General features: G+C 66.3%; 21 protein-coding genes. 7 read left to right on the plus strand and 14 right to left on the minus strand.

The window, feature by feature from the left end; genetic code table 11:
- Positions 1–35: 35 nt before the first annotated feature.
- The 8 genes from U873_RS0130845 to gspG all read right to left on the minus strand — a co-directional run bounded on the left by U873_RS0130845 (position 36) and on the right by gspG (position 10117).
- Entirely contained in the window at positions 36–1214 is a 1179-nt protein-coding gene (locus U873_RS0130845; protein ID WP_025131920.1) for a substrate-binding domain-containing protein, read from the minus strand.
- 538 nt (positions 1215–1752) lie between these two features.
- Positions 1753–2964, minus strand: coding sequence for a type II secretion system inner membrane protein GspF (gspF, locus tag U873_RS0130850; protein WP_025131921.1), 1212 nt, complete (start codon positions 2962–2964; stop codon positions 1753–1755).
- Positions 2964–4382, minus strand: a complete 1419-nt coding sequence (gene gspE, locus U873_RS0130855) for a type II secretion system ATPase GspE (RefSeq protein WP_025131922.1) — start codon at positions 4380–4382, stop codon at positions 2964–2966. The genes gspF and gspE overlap by 1 nt, the downstream gene beginning before the upstream one ends.
- Before the next feature lie 160 nt (positions 4383–4542).
- Entirely contained in the window at positions 4543–6936 is a 2394-nt protein-coding gene (gene gspD / locus U873_RS0130860) for a type II secretion system secretin GspD (protein WP_025131923.1), read from the minus strand.
- The gene (gene gspM / locus U873_RS0130865) at positions 6933–7496 is read right to left on the minus strand and encodes a type II secretion system protein GspM (RefSeq protein WP_025131924.1); all 564 of its coding nucleotides are present in this window, start codon (positions 7494–7496) and stop codon (positions 6933–6935) included. The genes gspD and gspM overlap by 4 nt, the downstream gene beginning before the upstream one ends.
- Positions 7489–8679, minus strand: a complete 1191-nt coding sequence (gspL, locus tag U873_RS0130870) for a type II secretion system protein GspL (RefSeq protein ID WP_025131925.1) — start codon at positions 8677–8679, stop codon at positions 7489–7491. Before gspL ends, gspM begins: the two co-directional genes overlap by 8 nt.
- A complete protein-coding gene (gene gspK / locus U873_RS0130875) occupies positions 8676–9659 on the minus strand; it encodes a type II secretion system minor pseudopilin GspK (RefSeq protein ID WP_025131926.1) in 984 nt (327 codons plus the stop codon). Before gspK ends, gspL begins: the two co-directional genes overlap by 4 nt.
- An 8-nt stretch (positions 9660–9667) precedes the next feature.
- Positions 9668–10117, minus strand: coding sequence for a type II secretion system major pseudopilin GspG (gene gspG / locus U873_RS0130880; RefSeq protein WP_025131927.1), 450 nt, complete (start codon positions 10115–10117; stop codon positions 9668–9670).
- Between the two features lie 148 nt (positions 10118–10265).
- Between gspG and gspI the strand changes: the two genes are divergently transcribed.
- Entirely contained in the window at positions 10266–10652 is a 387-nt protein-coding gene (gene gspI, locus U873_RS0130885; protein ID WP_025131928.1) for a type II secretion system minor pseudopilin GspI, read from the plus strand.
- Between the two features lie 3 nt (positions 10653–10655).
- Here gspI and U873_RS0130890 read toward each other — a convergent pair whose 3' ends face one another.
- Positions 10656–11096 carry a type II secretion system protein N gene (locus U873_RS0130890; RefSeq protein WP_081818737.1) on the minus strand — a complete coding sequence of 147 codons (441 nt, stop codon included), beginning with the start codon at positions 11094–11096 and terminating at the stop codon, positions 10656–10658.
- A gap of 118 nt (positions 11097–11214) precedes the next feature.
- Between U873_RS0130890 and gspH the strand changes: the two genes are divergently transcribed.
- Positions 11215–11676, plus strand: a complete 462-nt coding sequence (gene gspH, locus U873_RS0130895; RefSeq protein WP_025131930.1) for a type II secretion system minor pseudopilin GspH — start codon at positions 11215–11217, stop codon at positions 11674–11676.
- Positions 11673–12290 (plus strand): type II secretion system protein GspJ, encoded by a 618-nt coding sequence (locus U873_RS0130900; protein ID WP_025131931.1) that lies wholly within the window; start codon positions 11673–11675, stop codon positions 12288–12290. The genes gspH and U873_RS0130900 overlap by 4 nt, the downstream gene beginning before the upstream one ends.
- A 229-nt stretch (positions 12291–12519) precedes the next feature.
- Here U873_RS0130900 and U873_RS0130905 read toward each other — a convergent pair whose 3' ends face one another.
- Genes U873_RS0130905 through U873_RS0130915 form a run of 3 tightly spaced genes read right to left on the minus strand, consistent with a single transcriptional unit; the run spans position 12520 to position 14797 of the window.
- Entirely contained in the window at positions 12520–13470 is a 951-nt protein-coding gene (locus U873_RS0130905) for a FecR domain-containing protein (protein ID WP_025131932.1), read from the minus strand.
- Positions 13471–13508: 38 nt separating this feature from the next.
- A complete protein-coding gene (locus U873_RS0130910) occupies positions 13509–14054 on the minus strand; it encodes an RNA polymerase sigma factor (protein ID WP_025131933.1) in 546 nt (181 codons plus the stop codon).
- Entirely contained in the window at positions 14051–14797 is a 747-nt protein-coding gene (locus U873_RS0130915; protein WP_371261377.1) for an STN domain-containing protein, read from the minus strand. The genes U873_RS0130910 and U873_RS0130915 overlap by 4 nt, the downstream gene beginning before the upstream one ends.
- Positions 14798–14951: 154 nt before the next feature.
- Between U873_RS0130915 and U873_RS0130920 the strand changes: the two genes are divergently transcribed.
- Entirely contained in the window at positions 14952–15266 is a 315-nt protein-coding gene (locus U873_RS0130920) for a hypothetical protein (RefSeq protein ID WP_025131935.1), read from the plus strand.
- Positions 15267–15296: 30 nt separating this feature from the next.
- Here U873_RS0130920 and U873_RS0130925 read toward each other — a convergent pair whose 3' ends face one another.
- Together U873_RS0130925 and U873_RS0130930 are read right to left on the minus strand one after the other, a co-directional pair.
- Positions 15297–15923, minus strand: a complete 627-nt coding sequence (locus U873_RS0130925; RefSeq protein WP_025131936.1) for an FMN-dependent NADH-azoreductase — start codon at positions 15921–15923, stop codon at positions 15297–15299.
- A gap of 36 nt (positions 15924–15959) precedes the next feature.
- Complete coding sequence (locus U873_RS0130930; RefSeq protein WP_025131937.1) at positions 15960–16400, minus strand: carboxymuconolactone decarboxylase family protein; 441 nt, start codon at positions 16398–16400, stop codon at positions 15960–15962.
- Between the two features lie 257 nt (positions 16401–16657).
- On the opposite strand from U873_RS0130930, the gene U873_RS0130935 reads away from it, so the two are divergent.
- The 3 genes from U873_RS0130935 (at position 16658) to U873_RS0130945 (ending at position 20081) form a co-directional block, all read left to right on the plus strand.
- Positions 16658–18019, plus strand: coding sequence for a glycosyltransferase family 39 protein (locus U873_RS0130935; RefSeq protein WP_025131938.1), 1362 nt, complete (start codon positions 16658–16660; stop codon positions 18017–18019).
- A gap of 95 nt (positions 18020–18114) precedes the next feature.
- Positions 18115–19548 carry a PLP-dependent aminotransferase family protein gene (locus tag U873_RS0130940; RefSeq protein WP_025131939.1) on the plus strand — a complete coding sequence of 478 codons (1434 nt, stop codon included), beginning with the start codon at positions 18115–18117 and terminating at the stop codon, positions 19546–19548.
- A gap of 122 nt (positions 19549–19670) precedes the next feature.
- Positions 19671–20081 carry a cupin domain-containing protein gene (locus U873_RS0130945; RefSeq protein ID WP_025131940.1) on the plus strand — a complete coding sequence of 137 codons (411 nt, stop codon included), beginning with the start codon at positions 19671–19673 and terminating at the stop codon, positions 20079–20081.
- Positions 20082–20430: the final 349 nt, after the last annotated feature.

Consider the following 20430-nt stretch of genomic DNA (forward strand, 5'->3'; position numbering starts at 1 on the left):
GCTGATCCGGGTGGTGCAGGTATCGGGCGCGAAAGTTACAGCGGACGACCGATGGTGTTGCAAACGCTGGAGTTGCCGATGCTCAGGCCGTTGGAAGCGGTGACGAACGAGTCACGCACTGCGGTTTTCCAGGCAGCTGGCAGAGGCACGAAGCGGTTGTTGTTGATGGCGGAGTCGTTGTTCACCAGGGCACCGTAGTGACGGCTGAAGAAAGCCCGTACTTGCGAGGTCTGGGTAGCGTCGGCGTAGCACTGGCTGAAGATCAGGTTGGTGAAACCGAGGATCGGGTAGCCGCTGGTTGGGTACAGGCGCAGGCTCTTGTCGGTCGGGTTGGCGTCGATGTTGGCCTGGGAAGTGAAGACTGGAACCCACAGGTTCTGGTCGGCACGGGCAGCAGCATCAGGCACGGCAACCGCGGCGATAGCCGAGGAAACGTTGCCAGGTGCTGGGGATACACCGGCAACCTTGGCCACTTTGGTGGCGTCGTCCAGACCGGCCAGGGTAGGTGCGGCGTAGTCCGGGCTCATGTAGGTGATGCGACCGTCGCCAGCGTTCAGCGCGTCCATGACGCCTTGGCTGGTAACAGCGGCCACAGCACCGGCAGGCAGACCGCCCGAGTAGCTGGAAGCGAAGTTGGTGGTGACGGCGAAGGTGCCGGTTTCAGCGCACTTGGCGTTCAGGAAGCGGGTGAACAGCTCGGTAGTACCGCTGCTTTCGTTACGGTAAACCACGGTGATGGCACCGGTGCGGCCCGAACCGGCGATCTGGTTCCAGGTCGACACGCGACCCGAGAACACGCCGCACAGGTCGTTGACGCTCAGGTCAACGGCTGCAGTACCGGCCTTGTTGAACGGAATGGCAACCGAAGTGGCCACCGATGGCACCTGGATCAGCTTGCCCCAGGCCGCTTGGTGGTTGTCTTGGTAACCTTTGAGCTCTGCTGCGCTGAGCTTGGAATCGCTACCAGCCCAGTGCACGTTCTTGCCAGTGGTGCCGGCCACGAACTTGGTGTAGTCGTTGTTCAGGAAGGCAGCCTTGCCGTTGCCGCTGCCTACGCCGATGTAGGGAGCGAAGCCGGCGGTCAGAACGCCCGCGGTCTGGTACAGCGGTTGTGGCAGGGTGGCGCCGCCGCCGTTGATGTCAGCCATTGCAGCCTGTGCCGAGCACAGGGCAGCCAGGGTCAGGGATGCCGCGAGAACGTTGCGCTTAAACATGAAGAATCTCCTTTCGTCGTGTTCGTACGTTGGGTGAATAGCTCTTGCATGACGCCATGGCGCTCGGGCCAGAAGCCTTGAACCAGACGGCTTGTGGGGTGAGGCCATGGGAAGAGAAGTTCGCAGCTTCCGGTGACAGATAAAGGAAAAAACCTCGGGAGAAACCGGCTGTTTCTGCAAAAGATTCTCGGGTGTTTGTCGCCGGTTTTCGCGCCTTTCCCGGGAAAATGAGCGCCCGGTTGCCGGGGCTGGAAGCGGCATTGCCCTGCAAGCGCCGAGGGTGCTGCAGGCAGCGTTGCAACATGACAGAACGAGGAACCCGAGGTTGGCCCGTTGCCCGGTCGGGAGTGAGGCACGCGGCGCGAAATTTTATGGCTGCCCTGCTCTGCTCTTCGGACCCCAGCTTCACTCTCGTAGGAGCCGGCTTGCCGGCGAAGGGGCCCTCCAGCCCTGCATCGCCGGTGCCGACGCCTTCGCTGGCAAGCCAGCTCCTACGGACCGGGCCGGACGGAGGTCAGGTCGGGTTGGGTCGGGCGGGTCAGGTCACCAGCTGGTTGATCTCGATGATCGGCAGCAGCACCGCCATGACGATCACCAGCACCACGCCCCCCATGACCACGATCATCAAGGGTTCGAGCAAGGCGGTCATGCCCATGGCCCGTCGTTCGATGTCCCGAGACAGGGTCTGCGCCGCCCGCTCCAGCATCGGCGGCAAGTTGCCGGTCTTCTCGCCGCTGGCAATCAGGTGGATCAGCACCGGAGGGAAGACCTTTTCCACCCGCAGCGCCGCCGCCAGGTTGGCCCCTTCACGGACCTTGGCCGTGGCCTCGCTGACGCTCTGGCTCAGGCGGTCGTTGGACAGGGTCTGGCGCGCCGCCTCCAGGGCCCGCAGCAACGGCACCCCGGCGCCGCCGAGAATCGCCAGGGTCGAGGCGAAGCGTGCGGTGTTGAGCCCCAGGACAAAACGCCCGATCAGCGGCAGGCGCAGGATCCGGCTGTGCCAATTCAAGCGCGCCAGGGGATTGCGCAGGTACAGCCGCCAGCTCCAGAACCCGGCCACCATCCCGGCAAAGCACAGCCCGCCCCAGGCACGGATGAAATCACTGGCGTTGAGCATCGCCAGGGTCAGCCCCGGCAGGTCCTGGCGCGCCTGGGAAAAGGCGCTGACCACCTGGGGCACCACGTAACTGAGGAGAAAGATCACGATGCCGATGGACACCAGCCCCACCACCCCGGGGTAGATGAACGCGGTGAGAATCTTGCCCCGCAGGCCGTTGCGCTCTTCGATGTAGTCCGCCAGGCGCTCCATGACCTGGGCCAGGTCACCGGACTCCTCGCCCGCGGCGATCAATGCCCGGTAGATTTCCGGAAAGTCCCGGGGCCGGGCCGCCAGGGCCTCGGCCAGGCGCATGCCGCTGCGCACGTCGCTGCGTACCGCGCTCAGGGTCTGGGCAATGTGCTTGCGTTCGGCCTGCTCCACCGTGGCACTGAGTGCCGCTTCCAGGGGCAGGCTGGCCCCCAGCAGGCTGGCCAGCTGGCGGGTGGCCCAGGCCAGGTCGTTGTCCGACAGCCGGGCACTGAACAGCCCCCCTGCCCCGGTGCTGCCCGAGTTGCTGTCAAGCTGCACCTGCAGCGCGGTCAGGCCGCGACTGCGCAGGGTGGCGAACGCCGCCCCCTGGCTGTCGGCCTCCAGGTGCCCGGCCTCGATCTTGCCGGCGCTGTCGGCGGCTTCGTAGCGATAGCGATTCATCAGGCGTCCCGTGTCACGCGTAGGATTTCTTCCGCTGCGGTGGCGCCGCTGCGCACCCAGCGCTCACCGTCCTCGCGCATGCTGAACATCCCGGCCCGGCGCGCGGCGGCCCGCAGCGCCTGTTCATCGGAGCCCTGGTGGATCAGGCTGCGCACCTCGTCATCGATGCAGAACAGTTCGTGGATCCCGGTTCGCCCGCTGTAGCCGATGTGGTTGCAGGCCGGACAGCCCACCGGGCGCCACGTGCCGGGGCTGGCCGGGTCTTGCTCCTTGCACTGGTTGCACAGGCGCCGCACCAGGCGCTGGGCCAGCACCCCGAGCATCGACGAAGCCAGCAGGAACGGCTCGACGCCCATGTCGATCAAACGGTTGACTGCCGACACCGCGTCGTTGGTGTGCAGGGTCGCCAGCACCAGGTGCCCGGTGAGCGAGGCCTGGACCGCGATCTGTGCGGTTTCCAGGTCGCGGATCTCGCCGATCATGATGATGTCCGGGTCCTGGCGCAGGATGGCCCGCAGGGCCAGGGCGAAGGTCATGTCGATCTTGGCGTTGACCTGGATCTGGCTGATGCCCGGCAGGTCGTATTCCACCGGGTCCTCGACGGTGAGGATATTGCTGGTACTGGCGTCCAGCCGGGCCAGGGCGGCGTAGAGGCTGGTAGTCTTGCCGCTGCCGGTGGGCCCGGTGACCAGGACAATGCCGTGGGGCTGGCGGATCAGACCGTCGAGCCGCGCCAGCAGGTCCGGGTCCATGCCCAGGGTTTCCAGCTGCAGGCGCCCGGCCTGCTTGTCCAGCAAACGCATTACCACCCGTTCGCCGTGGCCGGTGGGCACGGTCGACACCCGTATGTCGATCGGTCGTCCGGCCACCCGCAGGGCGATGCGGCCGTCCTGGGGCAGGCGTTTTTCGGCGATGTCCAACTGGGCCATGATCTTGATCCGCGACACCAGGGCACCGTGCAGCGCCTTGCGCGGCGAGACCACGTCACGCAGGGTGCCGTCGACCCGGTAGCGCACCACGGAATGCGTCTCGTAGGGCTCGATATGGATGTCGCTGGCCTCGTCCCGCGCGGCCTGGGTGAGCAAGGCGTTGATCATGCGGATCACCGGGGCGCCGTCCTGGGTGTCCAGCAGGTCGGTGATTTCCGGCATGTCCTGCATCAGGCGGTCCAGGTCCACCTCGTTCTCGGCGGCGCCGACCACCGCGGCGGCGCTGCCGGTGTCGGCGTAGGCCGTGGCCAGCAGGCCGTCGAGTTCGTCGTCGCGGATGCGCTCCAGGCGCGCAGGACCGAACTGGCGACGGGCTTCACTGATGGACCAGCCAGGGGTCGTGGGGCAGACCAGCAGCACGGCGCCCTCTTCGCTGTGGCGCAGCAGGATGCGTTGGGATTTGGCCCAGGCGTAGGGAAGCTGGGTCATTGGCGGGACTCCTGGATTGGGATGTGGCCGGGGCGCTGGGCATGGCCGCTTGAGGGGATGGGCTGGCAGCGGTGGCGTGCATATCCCGTGCTGCGATCATGCCCGCTTAGAGGGGCGTTACCGCAGCAACGGATCTGCCCCCGCAAAAAAGCACCCTGCTTCATTGCACCGGCACCGCGCGAATCGTCGCGCGCGGGGCCCCTTCCTGCGGCACCCCCTGCAACGACACCGGCTGCGGCCGCGGCCCCGGGATCGCCTTCGCCGCCGACGGCAACTGCGGCGCCTGCATGTCCGGCATCGCCCAACTGCGCTCTGGCTGCAACTGCCCCTGGGCGCGACGCATGAAGTCGTAGCGATTCAGGGTAATGCTGCGCCCCGCCCCGCTGTCGCGAATGATGTAGGGCCGCAGGAACACCATCAGGTTGGTCTTGGTAACGCTGCGCTTCTCACTGCGAAACAACGCCCCCAGGCCGGGAATCTCCGACAGCCACGGCACCGCATCGTTGCTCTGGGTGTAACCGTCCTGGAGCAACCCGCCCAGGACCATGATCTGCCCGTCATCGAGCAGGATGCTGGTGTCGATCGCACGCTTGTTGGTCACGGTGCCGGCGTCCACCGAAGCCCGGGAATCGACGCTGCTGACTTCCTGGTAGATGTCCAGCTTGACCGTGCCGCCCTCGGAAATCTGCGGCCGGACATTGAGCTTGAGCCCCACTTCCTCGCGCTGCACGGTCTGGAACGGGTTGTTGCTGGTGCCACCGCCTCCGGTGACATAGCTGCCGGTGACAAAGGGAATGGTCTGGCCGACGAAGATGCTCGCGGCTTCGTTGTCCAGGGTCAGCAAGTTCGGCGTGGACAGTACGTTGGTCCCGCCCTTGCTCTTGAGCGCGCGGGCCAGGACCTTGAGGTCCAGCACCTTGCCGATGCCGGGGATGTCCACGGTGCCGTCCACCACGCCGATGTTCAGGCCCTTGCCCAGCACGTCGATGCTGGTCTTGCTGGCAGGGCTGGCCACCAGGCCGCTGCCTCCCAGGTTGACCCCGCCGAAACCGCCCTTGCCACCCAGGTTGCCGGCCTGCCATTGCACGCCGAATTCACTGGCATCGTCTTCGCTCACTTCGACGATCAGGCTTTCGATCACCACCTGGGCACGACGCTGGTCGAGCTGGTCGATGACCTCCCGCAGATTGCGGTACAGCGGGTCCGGCGCGGAAATCAGCAAGGTATTGGTGGTCGCGTCGGCCTGGATGGTCACCCCGCCGGCGCTGAAGGCGGTGTTCTGGTCGCCCTGCTGACCATTGGCACCCTGGCTGCTGGCACTGCCGCCCTGGCCATAGGCCGCGCCGCCATTGCTGTTGTTGAGGTTGCCGCTGCCAGTGGGAGTGGCGCTGCTGTTCTGGCTGCTGCCCTGGCCATTGGGCGTGGTGCCGCCCATGCCGCTGAGCATGGCCCGGGCGCCGTCGCTGCCGCCGCTGTCGCTTTCCCCGGTGAGCAGGCCGCGCAGGGCCTGGGCCAGTTTGCCGGCCTGGGCATTGCGCAGGTAGACCACGTGCAGGTTGCTCGGGTTGCTCTGGGCGTTGTCCAGTTTGTAGATCAGGTTGCGCGCCAGCTCGGTGCGCTCCGGGCTGCCGGCACGGATGATGATGGAGTTGGAACGCGGGTCGCCGATCACGCTGATCTTCTGGGTCGGGTCGGCGCCCTGGGTTTCCAGCAGTTCGGAGACCATGGTCGCGATGTCCACGGCAATCCCGTTCTGCACCGCCACCACATCGGTGTCGATGGCGCTGGGGCTGTCGATGCCGTCGATGATCTGTGCCACCCGCTGCAGGTTCTCGGCGTAGTCGGTGACCACGATGGTGTTGTTGCCCGGGTAGGCGTTGATCGGGTTGTTCGGCGAGACAATCGGCCGCAACACCGGGATCAGGTTCACCGCGTTCTCGTATTGCAGGCGGAAGGTGCGAGTCAGCATGCCGTTGCCGGCCGGTTTGTCGGCGCTGTAGATCGGCCCGCCGAGCAGCTTGGCGTCGGCCTCGGGCACCACCTGGGCCACGCCGCCGACATCCACCACGCTGAAGCCCTGCATGCGCAGGGCCGCCAGAAGCATGTCGTAGGCCTGGTGGGCCGGCACCTGGCCTTCGCTGACCAGGGTCAGGTTGCCTTTGACCCGTGGGTCCACCAGGAACTGCTGCCCGGTGGAGCGGGACAAGGCGCGGACCACCGCCTGGATGTCGGCGTCGACAAAGTTCAGCTGCACCGGCTGATCCCCCAACGGATTGCGCGGCACGCTGGTGCTGCGCGGTGTGCCGAGGGCTCGGTTGCGGGTGACCGGGTGCAGCACTTTCGGCCGTTGGGCCTGCTGTGCCTGCAAGCGCTGGCGATCCACCAGGGCATCACCGCTGCTGTGGGTACTGCCCAGGGGCTGGCCCAGCTCGCTGTCCACCAGTAACGGCGGTGGCGTGGTGGACTGGGTGTTGCTGCAGGCCCCCAACGCCAGCAGCAGGAAAGGTGCGGCCTTGCGACACTGGCGCACGTAGATGGAACCTGACCACTTCATGAAGCTTCCTTAGCGCCCTGCGCCTGATCCATGCGAACGGTCCCGGACAGTGTGCCTGCCGAGTCATCGGCGGCGGCCGTGCCTGCGCGTTGCAGTCGGGCCTCCACCACCTGCAGTGAAAATTGCCGGGGAGCCCCCAGCAGCCAGCCGACCGCGGCATCCGCCGGGGCCTGCTCAAAGGTCAGCTGCCAGCTCTGGGGGCCGGCTTCATCAGCGGGTTGCAACTGGTAGTGGTCCTTGAGCCCGGCTCCATCCAGGGTCTGGCGCAAGGATTGTTCCAGGCTTTGGCCCTGGCCGGCGCGAGGGCCCGCCACTTCGTGCAGCAGCACCTCCAGGGCTTCGGCCTGGGAGCGCAGCTTCGGGGTTTCGGCTTGCCAGTAATCGATCTTCTTCAGCGGCGGCTGGATCAGCAGCAACCACAGCAACAGCCCCAGCACGCCCACGGCCATGGCCGTCAGCAGGCGCTTCTCCCGCAGGGCCAGGCCCTGCCAGTGCCCCTGGGCCCGGCTTCGAAGGCCGGCCCAACGGGCCTGGTACTGCGCCAGCATGGCCTTATTCATCGTCAGCTCCCTGGGGGTTCTCGGTGGCATTGTCCGCCCCGGGTGCCGCCGGGCTCAGAACCCAGCCCGAGGACTCGCGCTGGACGCTGTAGCCGGCCTGGTTCAAGACGCCCTGCCAGCCGCTGTCGGCCACCTTGGGGGCGTCCGCCAGCGGTTCCAGCTGCAGCCGATCCTGGGCGAAGCTCAGGCTCTGCAGGCTGCCTACCATGAAGGGCATGGCGTTGCCGGCCTGCAGCAGCAGGTTGACGAAGCCCTGGGTCGGGTCCGTGGCCGCGCCGCTCTGACGCGCGGCCAGTTGCTGACGCGCCTGTTGCAGGGGGTTGAGCACCACCGGCAACTCGGGAAACACCTGTTTGACCCGCTCGCTCATCTGCGCCTTGAGCCGCTGGCCCTGCTCGGCTTCACGGGCCGCATACAGGTTCAGCCCCAGCACCCAGACCGCCACGGCCAGGGCACAACAGCCCAGGGCCCGCCCCCAGCCTCGGGGGCCCGCGCGCTCCAGCGCCGCCCCGCTGTGCAGGCCCCAGGGCGGTGGCACGCCACTCCAGCGCTGCTTGTCCGGCCGTTGCTCAAGCACCGTCAGCGGCGGCTCGTCACCGATCCAGCACAGCGCGCTGCCAGAGGCCCGCAACTGCTCCAGGGTTTCCTCCACCAGGGGCTGCACGCTGCCCTGCTCGACGCTCTGGCGAATGAGCAACTGCTGGTCCAGCAGGCACAGGCTCAGTTGCCCCGGGGGCGGCACCGGCAAGGCGTAAGGCGCCGGGTACAGCCCCTGGAGTTTCAACCCGGCCTGCTCCAGCAAGCCGCCCAGGGCCTGCAGGCGCTGGCGTGGCAACCAGCTCAGCGCCACCTGCCCCTTGGCATCCCGGGGGCCGTGGGCCACATGCATCTGCTCGCTGGGACCGAGGATCAGGGTCTGCGCAGCACAGGCCACGGCCGCCTTGATCCGCGCGGCCGGCAGTTGCGGCATGTCGATGTGGGTCAGCAGGCTGTCCAGGGGGTGCAGGAAGCACTCCACCGCGATCGGTTTGCCGCCGCTGCGCCATTGCCCCAACGGGCAACGGCCGACCTCGTCGACCCGCCCGGCACGATCCAGCCGGGCAAAATCCAGGAGGCATTCCAGAGGCCGTGGGGCCTCGAGCAATGATTCCAGCGGCGGCAAGGCAATGCGCAGCCGGCTCATGCCCCCACCCGCGACCAGATCACCTGGGGCATGCGGTCCTCGGGGCGGTAGAGCAAGGCTTCCAGGCTGACCCGGCGCTGGTCGCGACGGGCCTGGCCCTGCAACAGGAACCATTCGCTGGTGATGCCGACCTTGAGCTGGTCCACCCGGATCTGCGGGTTGTGCAGGCGGTTGATGAAATCACCACGGTTGATGAACCAGCGCCCGGCATCCCGCTCGGCCACCAGGGCCCTGGCCCGTGCCAGCTCCAGCCCGGGAACCACGGCCGCCAGCACTTCGGCGCTGGCGGTATTGCCGTTGACCCAGGTATTGCCCGGCAGGATACCGACGTACTGCTCGAGCCGCGCCAGCTGGGCGTCGCCCAGGCCCTGGAGCCCGCGCAGATCGTCGAGGCTGCGCAGCATCGGCTGCTTGGGCGGCAAGGTCTGGGCCGCCGCGCCCGGCGAAGTCAAACGACCGCTGTTGAATCCGCCGCGGGGGCTGCTGTCGGCCGACGGGTTGCCCAACTGCTGGGGATAGGACGCAATCACCCGCTGGCTGATGCGCCGGCTCAAGGCCGCGTCGATGCCGATCAATTGGCACAGCTGTTCGAAGCTCTGCAGTTGCGCGGCGTCCACCTGGTGATTGAACACCAGGTTGCGCAGGTTGAACTTGCCTTGCTGGTCTTGCAGGCGGCCCTGGAATGCACTGTTGAAACCACCCAGGGCCGGGTCACCAATGGGCCGTGCCCAAGCCTGGTCGAGGCGCGTCAGGACATCCCGCTGGCGCGCCGTCCAGAGCAGTTGCCGGCTGTATTCCAGGCCGCCCTGGAGCACCCCGCTGCCGACGATCCGGCCTTGCTCGGCCTCCACGGCCCGGGTAAAGGAGGTTTGCCGGGTGAGCATGCCGCCGGCGATCACCGCCACCACCGCGGCGATCAGCAAGGCGCTGATGATGGCCATGCCACGCTGCTTCGCCGCACTGGGCGAATGGGCTTTCATGGCTGGCCTTAAAGCTGCCAGGAGCCGATGTCGGCGTTCACGCCTTCGCCATCGGGCTGGCCGTCGGCGCCGAGGGAAAACACGTCCACTTCGCCGTTGGCACCCGGGTTCAGGTAGTGATACGGGCGGCCCCAAGGGTCATTGGGCAAGCGCTCCAGATAGGAGCGCCAGTTGCTGTCCTTGGCATTGGCCGGGCGCTCCACCAGCACCTTCAGGCCCTGGTTCTGGTTCGGGTAGCTGCCGTGGTCGAGGCGGTACAGCTTCAAGGCCTGCATCAGCCCGGCAATGTCCTGCTTGGCCGCAGTGGCGCGGGCCTGGTCCGGGCGGTCGAGGACCTTGGGCACCACCATGGCGGCGAGGATCCCGAGGATGACCACCACCACCATGATCTCGATCAGGGTGAAGCCCCGCTGCCTCCGAGGCCCCCGGGACAGGGATGTTACAGGCGCGATATCCATCTCGACATTCCTTGGCTTGAGTTCGATTCGTCGCGCAGTGTTGCAAGAACATATGTCAGTGATATTGAAAAACCTCGGGAGTTTCAGTCGCCATTCGGTCAAGCCCGCAGGCTAGTCTGCGAGGCTGTTTCCCGGTCTCGAGCGGCCCATGCACGCCTTGCGCAAACAAGCTGGATTTACCCTGATCGAGGTGCTGGTGGCCTTGGCCATCATTGCCGTGGCGATGTCGGCGGCGGTGCGCGTGGCCGGCCTGATGACCCAGAGCAACGGCCTGCTGCGGGACAAGTCCCTGGCCCTGCTGGCGGCCCAGAGCCGCTTGGCCGAACTGCGCCTGGAGGGCCGCTGGAACAGCGGATTGAAGAGTTTCGACTGCGACCAGGGGCGGCTCAAGCTGCGTTGTGAGCAGGCGATTGCCGCAGACAGCGCCCCGGGCTTGTTGCGGGTCAGTGTGCAGGTGCGCGACCGCAGCCGCGAAGCGCCGCCCCTGGCCCGGCTTGAGACCCTGGTCAGCCGCGCGCCGGTGGCGCGGCAATGAGCCTTAGCGGCTCAGGCGCGGCATGGCCGGCGAGTCCGGCAGCTTGCTGACCTTGACCCGGGACTGTTCACCGCCGCGCTCGATCAGCACGCCGTCGACCTCGATGGCCGCCAGGCGCACGCCCTGGGACAGTTGCTCGCCAGCAAGAAAACTGCGCGGCGGTCCATCGTTCAAGCGCAGGATCGCCACCGCGCCACGAACGCCGGCCATGACCCCGGAAACCTCGACAGCAAGCGCCGTCGGCTGGTTGGCAAACCACTGCAAGGCCGGGTTGTCGGAGCGCGCGGCCAGGACCTGGGGCGCCACTGCCGGGGTTTGCGACTCGGCCGGGGTCAGCAGCAGGGACGACCAGGTAGCGACACCGGCCAGGGCCGCCAGCAGCGCCGCGTACTGCAGCAGCTGGGGAGCGGTTAGACGCGGGGCAAGTTGCATGACACGTAGCATCGGCGGGACCTCCTGTTTGTCCGTCCCCGCAGCCTACAGGGCAATTCTCACGGTTTTATTTCACTGGACGATCATCTGCGCCAGTCAGGATGCAACGGTCACCAAGGAGAGCAATGTGATGGGCACCGAGCGGCAAGCAGGCTTCACCCTGATCGAATTGATGGTGGTACTGGTGATCATCGGCATCGCCAGCGCGGCGGTGAGCCTGAGCATCAGGCCCGACCCGCTGCAGTCCCTGCGCAAGGACGCCGAGCGCCTGGCGCAGCTGCTGCAGGTGGCCCAGGCCGAAGCCCGGGCCGACGGCCGGCCGATCACCTGGCGCGCCAATACCAAGGGCTTTGTCTTCAGTCGTCCAGAGGATGGCGGTCCCGGCGTCGATGAGTTTCGCAACGACAGCCAACTGCGCCCGCGCACCTGGGAAACCCCATCGGTGCAGGTGAGCATCGAACCCAAGCAGCGCCTGGTCTTGAATGCCGAATGGATCAGCCCGCCCCTGCGGGTGCAGTTGTCCGACGGCCAGCACCGCCTCAGCGTCGAGCGCACGGCCGCAGGCCAGGTGCGAGTGGTGAAACAGCCATGAAGCCTCGGCAAAGCGGCTTCACCCTGATCGAAGTGATGGTGGCGATCATGCTCATGGCGGTGGTCAGCCTGATTGCCTGGCGCGGCCTGGACAGCGTCACCCGGGCTGACGGCCACTTGCAGGCAAGCACCGAGCAGACCGAAGAACTGCTGCGCACCCTCAACCAGCTGGAGCGCGACGTGGCCCTGCGTGCCAGCACCCAGCTGCGCGAGCCGAACCTGGTCGACAGCGAGAGCGAGGGCAGCGAGCCCGACAGCCCGGCGCCGCTGAGCGTACGCAGCTCCGACAGCAAGGGCTTTCGCCTGGAAGTGATCCGCAGCGCCGCGAACCCGGGAGAAGGCCTGCAGCGGGTGCGCTGGTGGCTCAAGGGCGACACCCTGTACCGCGCCGTCGCCGAGGCCCGGGACCGCTATCCGTTGCCGGCGCCCAAGGGCGGCGTGGCCGTCTTGAACCGGGTCAGCGACCTGCAGGTGCGCACCTGGAACCCGGACAAGGGCTGGCGCCAGCTCAGTGGCAATCGCCAGGACAACCCTTCTGGACTGGAGATCCGCCTGGTGCGCCAGACGCCCCAGGGTGAAGAACGTTACCGCCAGGTGCTGGGCCCCCTGGATTGAGGCCATGGGCAAGGACCGGCAGCCCTAGACAATCAACCCGGAACTTGATGCCGATGGCATCGATCTGCGCCCGCTCGAACCACGTCCGCAGCCGGCAGCATGCCGAGGGGCCCGGCCCCCTTGGCGTTGGCGAAAGCACAACAGGGGCAGACCTGATCGCGCTGGAGCGGCGCCGTGCAGGGGAACCGCGGTCGGGGGAAGCCACGGCGACACGAAGCCATGGTGAGACTCAGCTGAGCAGCACCACGCCACCCGGCAATTCGGTGCACCTGGCGCCGTAGGCATCGCGAATCAGCAGGGCCACGCCGGCCAGCTGGTTGAGGTTGAAACGGGCCTGGACCTTGCGCTTGCCCAACTCGGCATTGAGCAGCAGCAACATCCCCGGGCGATAGCGATTGATCTCGCTGATCACGGTGTCGAGGCTGGCGTTGTCGAACACCAGCACTTGTTCGCGCCAGGCGATCACGCTGTGAGTGTCCACCACCACCGGCTCGCCCACGGACCTGGCGTCGTAGGTCAGCTGGCGGCCGCTGTCCAGGCGGATGCTGCGTCCCGCCACCTCCACCTGCAGGCTGCCCTCGATGCAGGTCACACACACCTGGCGCTCGGTATTGCGCAGGTTGAAACGCGCCTGACGGGCACTCAGCCAGCCATCACCGGCCTGGACCTTGAACGGTTGCGGGCTCTGGCTGAAAACCTCGACCTCGCCCTCCAACAGTTCGATGCCCTGCTGGCCCGCGCCGACTTCGCGCCGGCTGATGCGGGTCTGGGTATTGAGCTCCAGGCTCACGCCCTCGGCCAGGTCGACCCGGCGTTGCTCGCCGACTTCGGTGGCGAAATCCGCGGTCAGCCCGGCAAAGCCGCCCGGCACCGTGAGCCGGACCATGAACAGCGCGGCCGAGGCCGCCAGCGCGCCACCGATAAAGGCCCGGCGGCCCAGATGCCGTGGCCGCGACTGGCGCTGCAACTGCTCGGCGGCCGGCTGCAGGCAATGCCACAGGGCCTTGGTCTGCTCGAACGCCGCCGCATGCCGGGGGCTTTGTGCGCACCACTGGCGCAGCGCCCGGGCATCGGCGGCGGTGGCCTGGCCCGAGGTCAGGAGGACCAGCCAGTCCCGGGCTTCGCTCAGCAGTTGCTGGTCCGCCGAGGCCTGGGGAGTGGAAATGCTAAAGATGTTCAAGCGCGCAGGTACTCACGGATTGATCAGGGACTCTTTGTCTAGGACGGTTTTCCGGCCCCGGGACCGAACCGCTGAATGACTTTTCTTTCAAGACGCAGGGCGCAATGGCCCAGGGCCGCCTTGAGTTCCTTCTCCACCATCCGTGTGGAAATGCCGAAACGCTGGGAGATTTCCAGGTGCGGCGCCTCTTCCAGGCGCGCGGCAATAAAGATCTTGCGACGCCGCGCCGGCAGCTCGTAGAGGGCCTTGAGCAGGGTCTGGATTTCCTTCTGGCCACCCACCACCCGCGCCGGGTCCTGGGCGTCATCGGCGATCTGCAGCAATGCTTCGACTTCCTCGCCGGTGAGCAGGCGCGCGTCGGACTGGCGGCGGTCGGCGGCGATGTTCAGCGCCATGCGGTACAGGTAGGCATTGGGTTGCAACAGGTTCGGCGGCTCTTCCATGCGGTCGACCCGCAGGTAGGTTTCGTGCAGGACGTCGTTGGCCAGGTCCTCGGAGCCCAGGCGCCTGCGCAAGCGCACCCGAAAGTCCTCGTAGGACGTCAGGAACAGCCTGACCATCGTACTCTGTCCGGTATTTTTCATACCCCGGAAGCTCCTTCCCATTCCTTGCAGTCCATGCGTTTCCCTGTTGTGTCCGGTATCAAGAGTAAGGTCAGAGGCTGGCGCAGCGAGCTCGGCGCCGGGCGCTCGACCCGGGTGGCCGCCAGACCCAGCACCAGGGCCTCGTCACGCTGCAGGTCACCGGTGGAGCTCACCAGGCGACTGTGCTGCACCGCACCATCGGCGCCGATCCACAGCTGCAGCAAGGCGCGAAAACGCCCGGGCCGGGTCAAGGACGAACGACACAGGCTACGCTCCACCGCCTGCTGCAAGGCACTGGCATAACTGCTGTTGAGCCTGGCCGCCCGGCGCGCTCCAGCCCCCTGCAGCGGCGGCACCGGCGTGGCCGGCGGCACCTGCAAGGTGAAGGCATCGCTGCGCGCATAACGGGCCATCAGGCCACTGCCCGCGAGCAAACCACTCAAGCCCTCGCGAGCGCTGTAGCGGCCCTTGATCCCCACCGAACGCCGGCCCCGGGTCAGCTCCCGGTCCACCAGCACCGCCATCCCGGTGGCACGGCTGAACCGCTCCAGAGCCTGCGCCAGGTCCTGCGCCGGGATATCCAGTGCCTGCAAGGCCTGGGAATCCACCCGCGGCGGCCCCTCGACAGCGGCCTGCGCCCACTCCTGCCGCACCAGCGCGAGCAACGCGAAGCCCACCACACAGGTCGCCAAGCCCCCGCGCAATGAAGTCCATCGCCCGACCTGCGCTCTGCTTCGCTGCACGGTGGTCCAATCCCTGAAAAGCGTCATCCTGAGGCCAGTTTATGAATCTGGTGTTACGGCCACGGCAAAAAAACCATCACTTTTTCAGCGCCCGGTTTGCACTACACTCGGCCGGCATCGAGGCCCGCTTTCCCGGGCCTGCCAGGAGGCCAGGATGAAACGATTAAGCCGATACACCGCAGCGTGCCTGCTGCTCAGTGCCCTGCCCTGGACGCTGCAGGCCGAAGAAGCCAGTGAGGGGTGCGTGGAGGTCAGCGTCGGAGGCTACAAGGCCCCCGACTACAACTGCCTGAGCAAACAGATGGGCAACAACCCGGAGGCGGCCAAGGCGGCCCAGGCCAATCAGCAGGCCCTGCAGGACCCGGTGAACAAGCGTCCGCCCAATCAGGTCGGTCTGGCCACGCCGGCGGCCACCAGTGTGCGCATGGGCAATACCTTCGGCACCTCGGTCAAGCCGCAACGGCCCTGAGGGAGCGCCACTTGCGCAGCGCCTGGTGAATCAGGCAGCCCACTGCCGGGCGACCTGCTGCAACTCGATACGCGCCCGCTCCAGGGCCTCGGTACGGGCCTCGGGGTTGGCGAACTGCAGGGGCTGGGCATCGACGAACTGCGGATGTTGCACGCCGATAAAGGCGAAGGCCGCCCGCAGCGCCGGGGTCAAGGCATCCATCCAGGCCATGGGGTTGCCCGGACGCAGGTCGGCGCCGCGGCTGGTGAGAAACAGCACCTTCTGCCGAGTCAACTGGCCAACGATGCCTTCAGGGGTGTTGAGATAAGTCAGCTCGGTGCGGGTAATGCTGTCGATGAACGCCTTGAAGGTCGACGGCATCGACCAGTTGTACATGGGCATGGCGAACAGGCAGGCGTCGGCCTCCATCACTCGCCGGCACAAGGCATCGGACGCCGCCAGGGTCTGGCGCATGGCCGCGGTGCGCGCCTCGGGGGCGGTGTAGGTGGCGATGGCGAACGCCTCGGTCACCGCCTCCGGCGCCTCCTGGGCCAGGTCCAGGTAATCGATCTCCAGGTTCAGGCCCTGGTCCTGCAACTGCTCAATGAAAAAGCGCCCCAGGGCGCGGGAATTGGAACGCTCGCCCTTGGCGCTGGCGTCGACGTGCAACAGCTTCATGCGGGATACCTGTATTGCGGAGTTGATAAAACGGAGTCATTCGCTGGGTTGCTGGCCGAAGCTCACGGCCAGGCGGTTCCAGCAGTTGATGGTGGCGATGGCCAGGGTCAGGTCCACCAGTTCGCGCTCGCTGAACTGTTCCCGGGCCCGGGCATAGAGCTCATCCGGGACGCCCGCGGCCGGCAGCAGGGTCACCGACTCGCACCAGGCCAGGGCGGCGCGCTCCCGAGGCGTGAAGAACCCCGAGTCGCGCCACACGCTCAAGGCATACAGGCGCCGCTCGCTTTCCCCCTGGCGCCGTGCCTCGACTGCGTGCATGTCACTGCAGAAGGCGCACTGATTGAGCTGGGAGACGCGAATCTTCACCAGTTCCAGCAGGGGTTTGTCGATGGACAGCCCAAGGCTCACGGCCTCCAGCATCAGCAAGCCCTTGAGGGCCTCCGGCGAGGCGCTGTAGTAATCCAGGCGCGGTGGCATGGGTCAAACCTCTGGCGGTCAACGGGAGCGCACAGGCTAAAGGTGCGGCCGAAAATGCCCTATAGCCAATCCCGGGTTTTCCCGGGAGACCACTGCCCTCGCGGCGCCCCCTGCAACATCCACCTGACCCGCCCGGCATCGCCGCGAAACGCCGCCGGAGGCCGTACCTGTCGCACGCCTGAACAGTCATTGAGGCTGTATGGTGCGATCTGAAACGGCCGTTATATGATCCGTTTTTTTTTTGAACAGTTGAAAGCATGGACGTTTTGAAACGACAGGTATTGCACAAACCCTGCCTCAGTATCTTCCTGGTCGCGCTGGCGGTTTTCATGGGCTTGCAGTACAAGGCTGCGATCCTCAACTACACCACTCGCTTTGTCGATTTTGCCCAGTACATGCTGTACCACGGCATGACCCTGTTCCCGATCTCCGACGACTTGCAGCCCTACCCCGACTACACCATTGCCAATACCTGGCTGATGTACCTGGCCTCCCTGCCCACGGGGCGAGTGTCGATCCTGTCGATGGGCCTGCCCTATTGCATTGCCGCGGCGCTGATCCTGGTGTTCATCTACAAGCTCGGGGCCCTGCATGAGAAGCGCTGGGGGCTGTGCGCGGTGCTGTTCTCACTGTTCACCTGGGCCTTCCTGGACAGCGTCAATTCCCTGGCCCTGGATGTCTATCCGGCGCTGTTCGCCCTGCTGAGCTTCTACCTGTGCTACGCCACCGACCTGAAGCAGAAACCCTCGCGCCAGGGCCTGGTGTACCTGGCCCTGGCCCTGGGGTTCGCGTTTCGCGGGCCTATCGGCCTGATCGGCCCGGCGATCGTGGTCGCGGCCTATTTCCTGCTGAGCCGGCAATGGCGCAGGCTGCTGGTGTTCTCGCTGGTCTCGGGGCTGATCTTCATCGTCGCCGTGGCCTTGCTGGCGTGGGCCGCCCATGTGCAGGGCGGCGCGGCCTTCATGCAGGAAGTGCTGATGATGCAGGGGCTGGAGCGCATCGCCAGCGACCACGCGCCCCGCTATTACTTCTACTTCAGCGCCGGGCTGTTGACCTACGGTGTCACGGTGTTCTTCGCCGTGATCGTGATCGCCCGCAAGTACAGGCACTTTTTCCAGGCGAAGCGAACGCCCGAGACCAGCCTGCTGCTGTACCTCAGTGCCTGGTTCCTGGCCCTGATTGTGTTCTTCACCATCCCCAACTCGAAGAAGGCCCGCTACATCCTGTCCATCACTCCGGCCATCTCGCTGCTGGCGGCTTATATCTTCATCGACAAGAGCGGCGTATTTCTCGCGGCCAGGAACTGGATGCTGCGCTTCTGCCTGAGGCTGCCGCTGGCCATACCGGGCCTGGTCCTGGTGGCCTGCCTCTACAACCACTTCGCCACAACGCCTGTGCAACCGAACTACCTCGGCCTCTTCGCCAGCTTCATGGTGCTGGCGGCAATGCGCCATGTGATTGTCCGGCAGGGCGGCGAGCATCCCCATCGCGAGCTGATCATCCTTGGCTTCGGCGCCCTGACCTTCCTCTGCCTGGATGGCTTTTTCTTCAACGCCATCACCTATCACCTGGAACTGGCCAAAGAACCCACTCCCAAGTTCCTGCCCTATTGGTTCTGAAGCTGCGGGCACCGGGCCGCAGTGCCCGGTGCCGACTACACGAAGCCCCTGGGGACGAGTAACCTTGCGCCCATGAATCAGCGTCAGGTGGGGCAATGGAACTTCATATAGTGATCAACGGCCGCAAGGATCTGGCCCAGCAGCTGTACCAGCAATTGCGCGATGCCATCGAATCCGGGCGCCTGGTTGCCGGCACCCAATTGCCTCCCAGCCGCCTGCTGGCCGAGCAACTGGGCATCTCGCGCAAGACCGTCTCCGACACCTACGCTGCGCTGACCTACGAAAACTACCTGGTGGGCAAGATTGGCCGCGGCACCTTCGTCACCCCGCGGCCGGTCAAGACCGAACGCAAGCAAGGCGCCCAGGACCTGGCCTGCGCCCACAGCCTGGCGCGCTGGCAGGCACTGCCCTCGCCCCTGCCTCACCCGACCCTGGAAGGCACCCTGCGCTACGAGTTCATCGGCGGCGCCACCAGCCGCGCCCAGTTCCCCCAGGAAGACTGGCGCCGCTGCACCCAGGACGCCCTGCGGCGCATGGCCCAGAGCGGCGGTTTCTACAGTCAGGCCGAAGGCCTGCCGGCCCTGCGCAGCGCCATCGCTGGGCACGTGGCCTTCTCCCGGGGGGTGGTCTGCAGCGACCAGGACCTGGTGGTGTGCAACGGCGCGCAGCAGGCCCTGGACCTGATCGCCCGGGTGGTGCTGGAACCCGGCAGCCTGGTGGCCATGGAAGACCCCGGCTACACCCCGGCGCGCTTGCTGTTCAGCGCCCAGGGAGCCCGGGTGGTGGGCATTCCGGTAGACGAAGAAGGCATCCAGGTGGCGTTGATACCCGACGGGGTGCGGCTGATCTACGTCACCCCGTCCCACCAGTTTCCGCTGGGCATGCCCATGAGCCAGGCCCGCCGCGAAGCGCTGCTGGAGCGCGCCAGGGCGCTGGGGGCGATCATCATCGAAGACGATTACGACAGCGAGTTCCGCTACGAAGGCCGGCCCACCGATTCCCTGCAGAGCCAGGACAGCCACGGCATGGTGGCCTATGTCGGGACCTTCTCCAAAAGCATGCTGGCGCAGCTGCGCCTGGGCTACGCGGTGCTGCCGCCGGCGATCCTCGCGGCGGTGATCAAGGCCAAGCAGCTCAGTGACTGCCACACCCCGACCCTGGGCCAATGGGCCCTGGCCAAGTTCATCAACGACGGCTGCCTGCAAAAACACATCCGCCGTTGCCATGGGGTGTATGCCGGGCGCCGGGAACGCATCCTCCAGCGCCTGCAGGGCGACCTGGCGCCCTGGTTGCAGGCGGTGCCCTGCACCGCCGGGTTCCACATGGCGGCACTGTGCAAGGTGCCGGTGAACATCCCACTGCTGCTGGAGCTGGCGAAGAAGGTCGAAGTGGGCCTCTATTCCCTGCATCACTTCTTCCATGACACCCCGGTACGCGACGGCCTGATCATCGGCTTCGGCGCCATCGAGACCCTGGACATCGACCCGGCCCTGGACAAGGTGCGCGACATCCTGCGGCAGATCGCCTGAGCCCGGGGCCTTGCTTGCGCCACGTCGGCATTGGTCTGGTGTTCTTTGCCGGGATTGGTTATCGGACTTCGGCGGTCGAGGGCTTAGCCTGGCTCCACCTCAACCTGCTGGAGAAACTGAAGATGAAAGCCCTGACTGGTGCCCTCGCCGCCCTGGCCCTGATGACCTCCCTGGGCGCCGTCGCCAACGACCCGGTGTACGGCCAGGAAAAACTGGCGGTGCTGCAAGACCACGCACTGGCCAATCTGCCGGGCAAGAAGGTCATGATGCTCACCGTCGACTACGCCCCGGGCCAGGCCACCGTGCCTCACCGGCATGCCGGCGCGGCCATGGCCTATGTGCTGCAAGGCGCCATCACCTCCCAGGTCAACGATGGCCCGAGCATCACCTACAAGGCCGGGGAGTCCTGGTTCGAACCCGCCGGTTCGCAGCATCCGCTGTCGGCCAACGCCAGCCAGACCGAGCCGGCCAAGCTGCTGGTGTTCATGCTGATGGACGCCAAGGATGAAGTGCTGACGCCCCTGGCCCATTGAGCCCCTGCAACCCATGACTCGTATCGGGCCCTCGGGGCGAGGCTCGATACGGCCACGGGCTTGTGCGAGGCGCATCATGCAAAATTTGGTAACACTCCCTGACAGCCCCGGCCATGAAACCGATCCCAGCTCGTGCTGTCACATTGCAATCGGTCAAGGCCGGGATCATCCATTGAGGATTGCAGTGGCCGCTCGCGGCCCGTACTGCGGGCACCGTTGACCGTATGCAAGCCCCTGCAAAGGGCCTCGATGCCCCGGTTTACCGGCGCGTGCATCCTGCCTGCGCAGCATGCCGCCTCCCCCTATCCAGGCTGAAAGAGCGAACCATGAAGCAAAATATTCTCCTAGT

Origin of the sequence: Pseudomonas sp. PH1b, assembly GCF_000633395.1 — a bacterium.
Taxonomy (GTDB): domain Bacteria; phylum Pseudomonadota; class Gammaproteobacteria; order Pseudomonadales; family Pseudomonadaceae; genus Aquipseudomonas.

Excerpts from the sequence above, each read along its gene's own strand:
- gspM (WP_025131924.1), bottom strand. The coding sequence starts at position 7,496 with ATGAATAAGGCCATGCTGGCGCAGTACCAGGCCCGTTGGGCCGGCCTT.
- gspI (WP_025131928.1), top strand. The coding sequence starts at position 10,266 with ATGCACGCCTTGCGCAAACAAGCTGGATTTACCCTGATCGAGGTGCTG.
- gspG (WP_025131927.1), bottom strand. The coding sequence starts at position 10,117 with ATGGATATCGCGCCTGTAACATCCCTGTCCCGGGGGCCTCGGAGGCAG.
- U873_RS0130890 (WP_081818737.1), bottom strand. The coding sequence starts at position 11,096 with ATGCTACGTGTCATGCAACTTGCCCCGCGTCTAACCGCTCCCCAGCTG.
- U873_RS0130930 (WP_025131937.1), bottom strand. The coding sequence starts at position 16,400 with ATGCCACCGCGCCTGGATTACTACAGCGCCTCGCCGGAGGCCCTCAAG.
- U873_RS0130900 (WP_025131931.1), top strand. The coding sequence starts at position 11,673 with ATGAAGCCTCGGCAAAGCGGCTTCACCCTGATCGAAGTGATGGTGGCG.
- U873_RS0130940 (WP_025131939.1), top strand. The coding sequence starts at position 18,115 with ATGGAACTTCATATAGTGATCAACGGCCGCAAGGATCTGGCCCAGCAG.
- gspF (WP_025131921.1), bottom strand. The coding sequence starts at position 2,964 with ATGAATCGCTATCGCTACGAAGCCGCCGACAGCGCCGGCAAGATCGAG.
- gspE (WP_025131922.1), bottom strand. The coding sequence starts at position 4,382 with ATGACCCAGCTTCCCTACGCCTGGGCCAAATCCCAACGCATCCTGCTG.
- gspD (WP_025131923.1), bottom strand. The coding sequence starts at position 6,936 with ATGAAGTGGTCAGGTTCCATCTACGTGCGCCAGTGTCGCAAGGCCGCA.
- U873_RS0130925 (WP_025131936.1), bottom strand. The coding sequence starts at position 15,923 with ATGAAGCTGTTGCACGTCGACGCCAGCGCCAAGGGCGAGCGTTCCAAT.
- U873_RS0130910 (WP_025131933.1), bottom strand. The coding sequence starts at position 14,054 with ATGAAAAATACCGGACAGAGTACGATGGTCAGGCTGTTCCTGACGTCC.
- U873_RS0130920 (WP_025131935.1), top strand. The coding sequence starts at position 14,952 with ATGAAACGATTAAGCCGATACACCGCAGCGTGCCTGCTGCTCAGTGCC.
- gspL (WP_025131925.1), bottom strand. The coding sequence starts at position 8,679 with ATGAGCCGGCTGCGCATTGCCTTGCCGCCGCTGGAATCATTGCTCGAG.
- U873_RS0130935 (WP_025131938.1), top strand. The coding sequence starts at position 16,658 with ATGGACGTTTTGAAACGACAGGTATTGCACAAACCCTGCCTCAGTATC.
- U873_RS0130945 (WP_025131940.1), top strand. The coding sequence starts at position 19,671 with ATGAAAGCCCTGACTGGTGCCCTCGCCGCCCTGGCCCTGATGACCTCC.
- gspK (WP_025131926.1), bottom strand. The coding sequence starts at position 9,659 with ATGAAAGCCCATTCGCCCAGTGCGGCGAAGCAGCGTGGCATGGCCATC.
- gspH (WP_025131930.1), top strand. The coding sequence starts at position 11,215 with ATGGGCACCGAGCGGCAAGCAGGCTTCACCCTGATCGAATTGATGGTG.
- U873_RS0130845 (WP_025131920.1), bottom strand. The coding sequence starts at position 1,214 with ATGTTTAAGCGCAACGTTCTCGCGGCATCCCTGACCCTGGCTGCCCTG.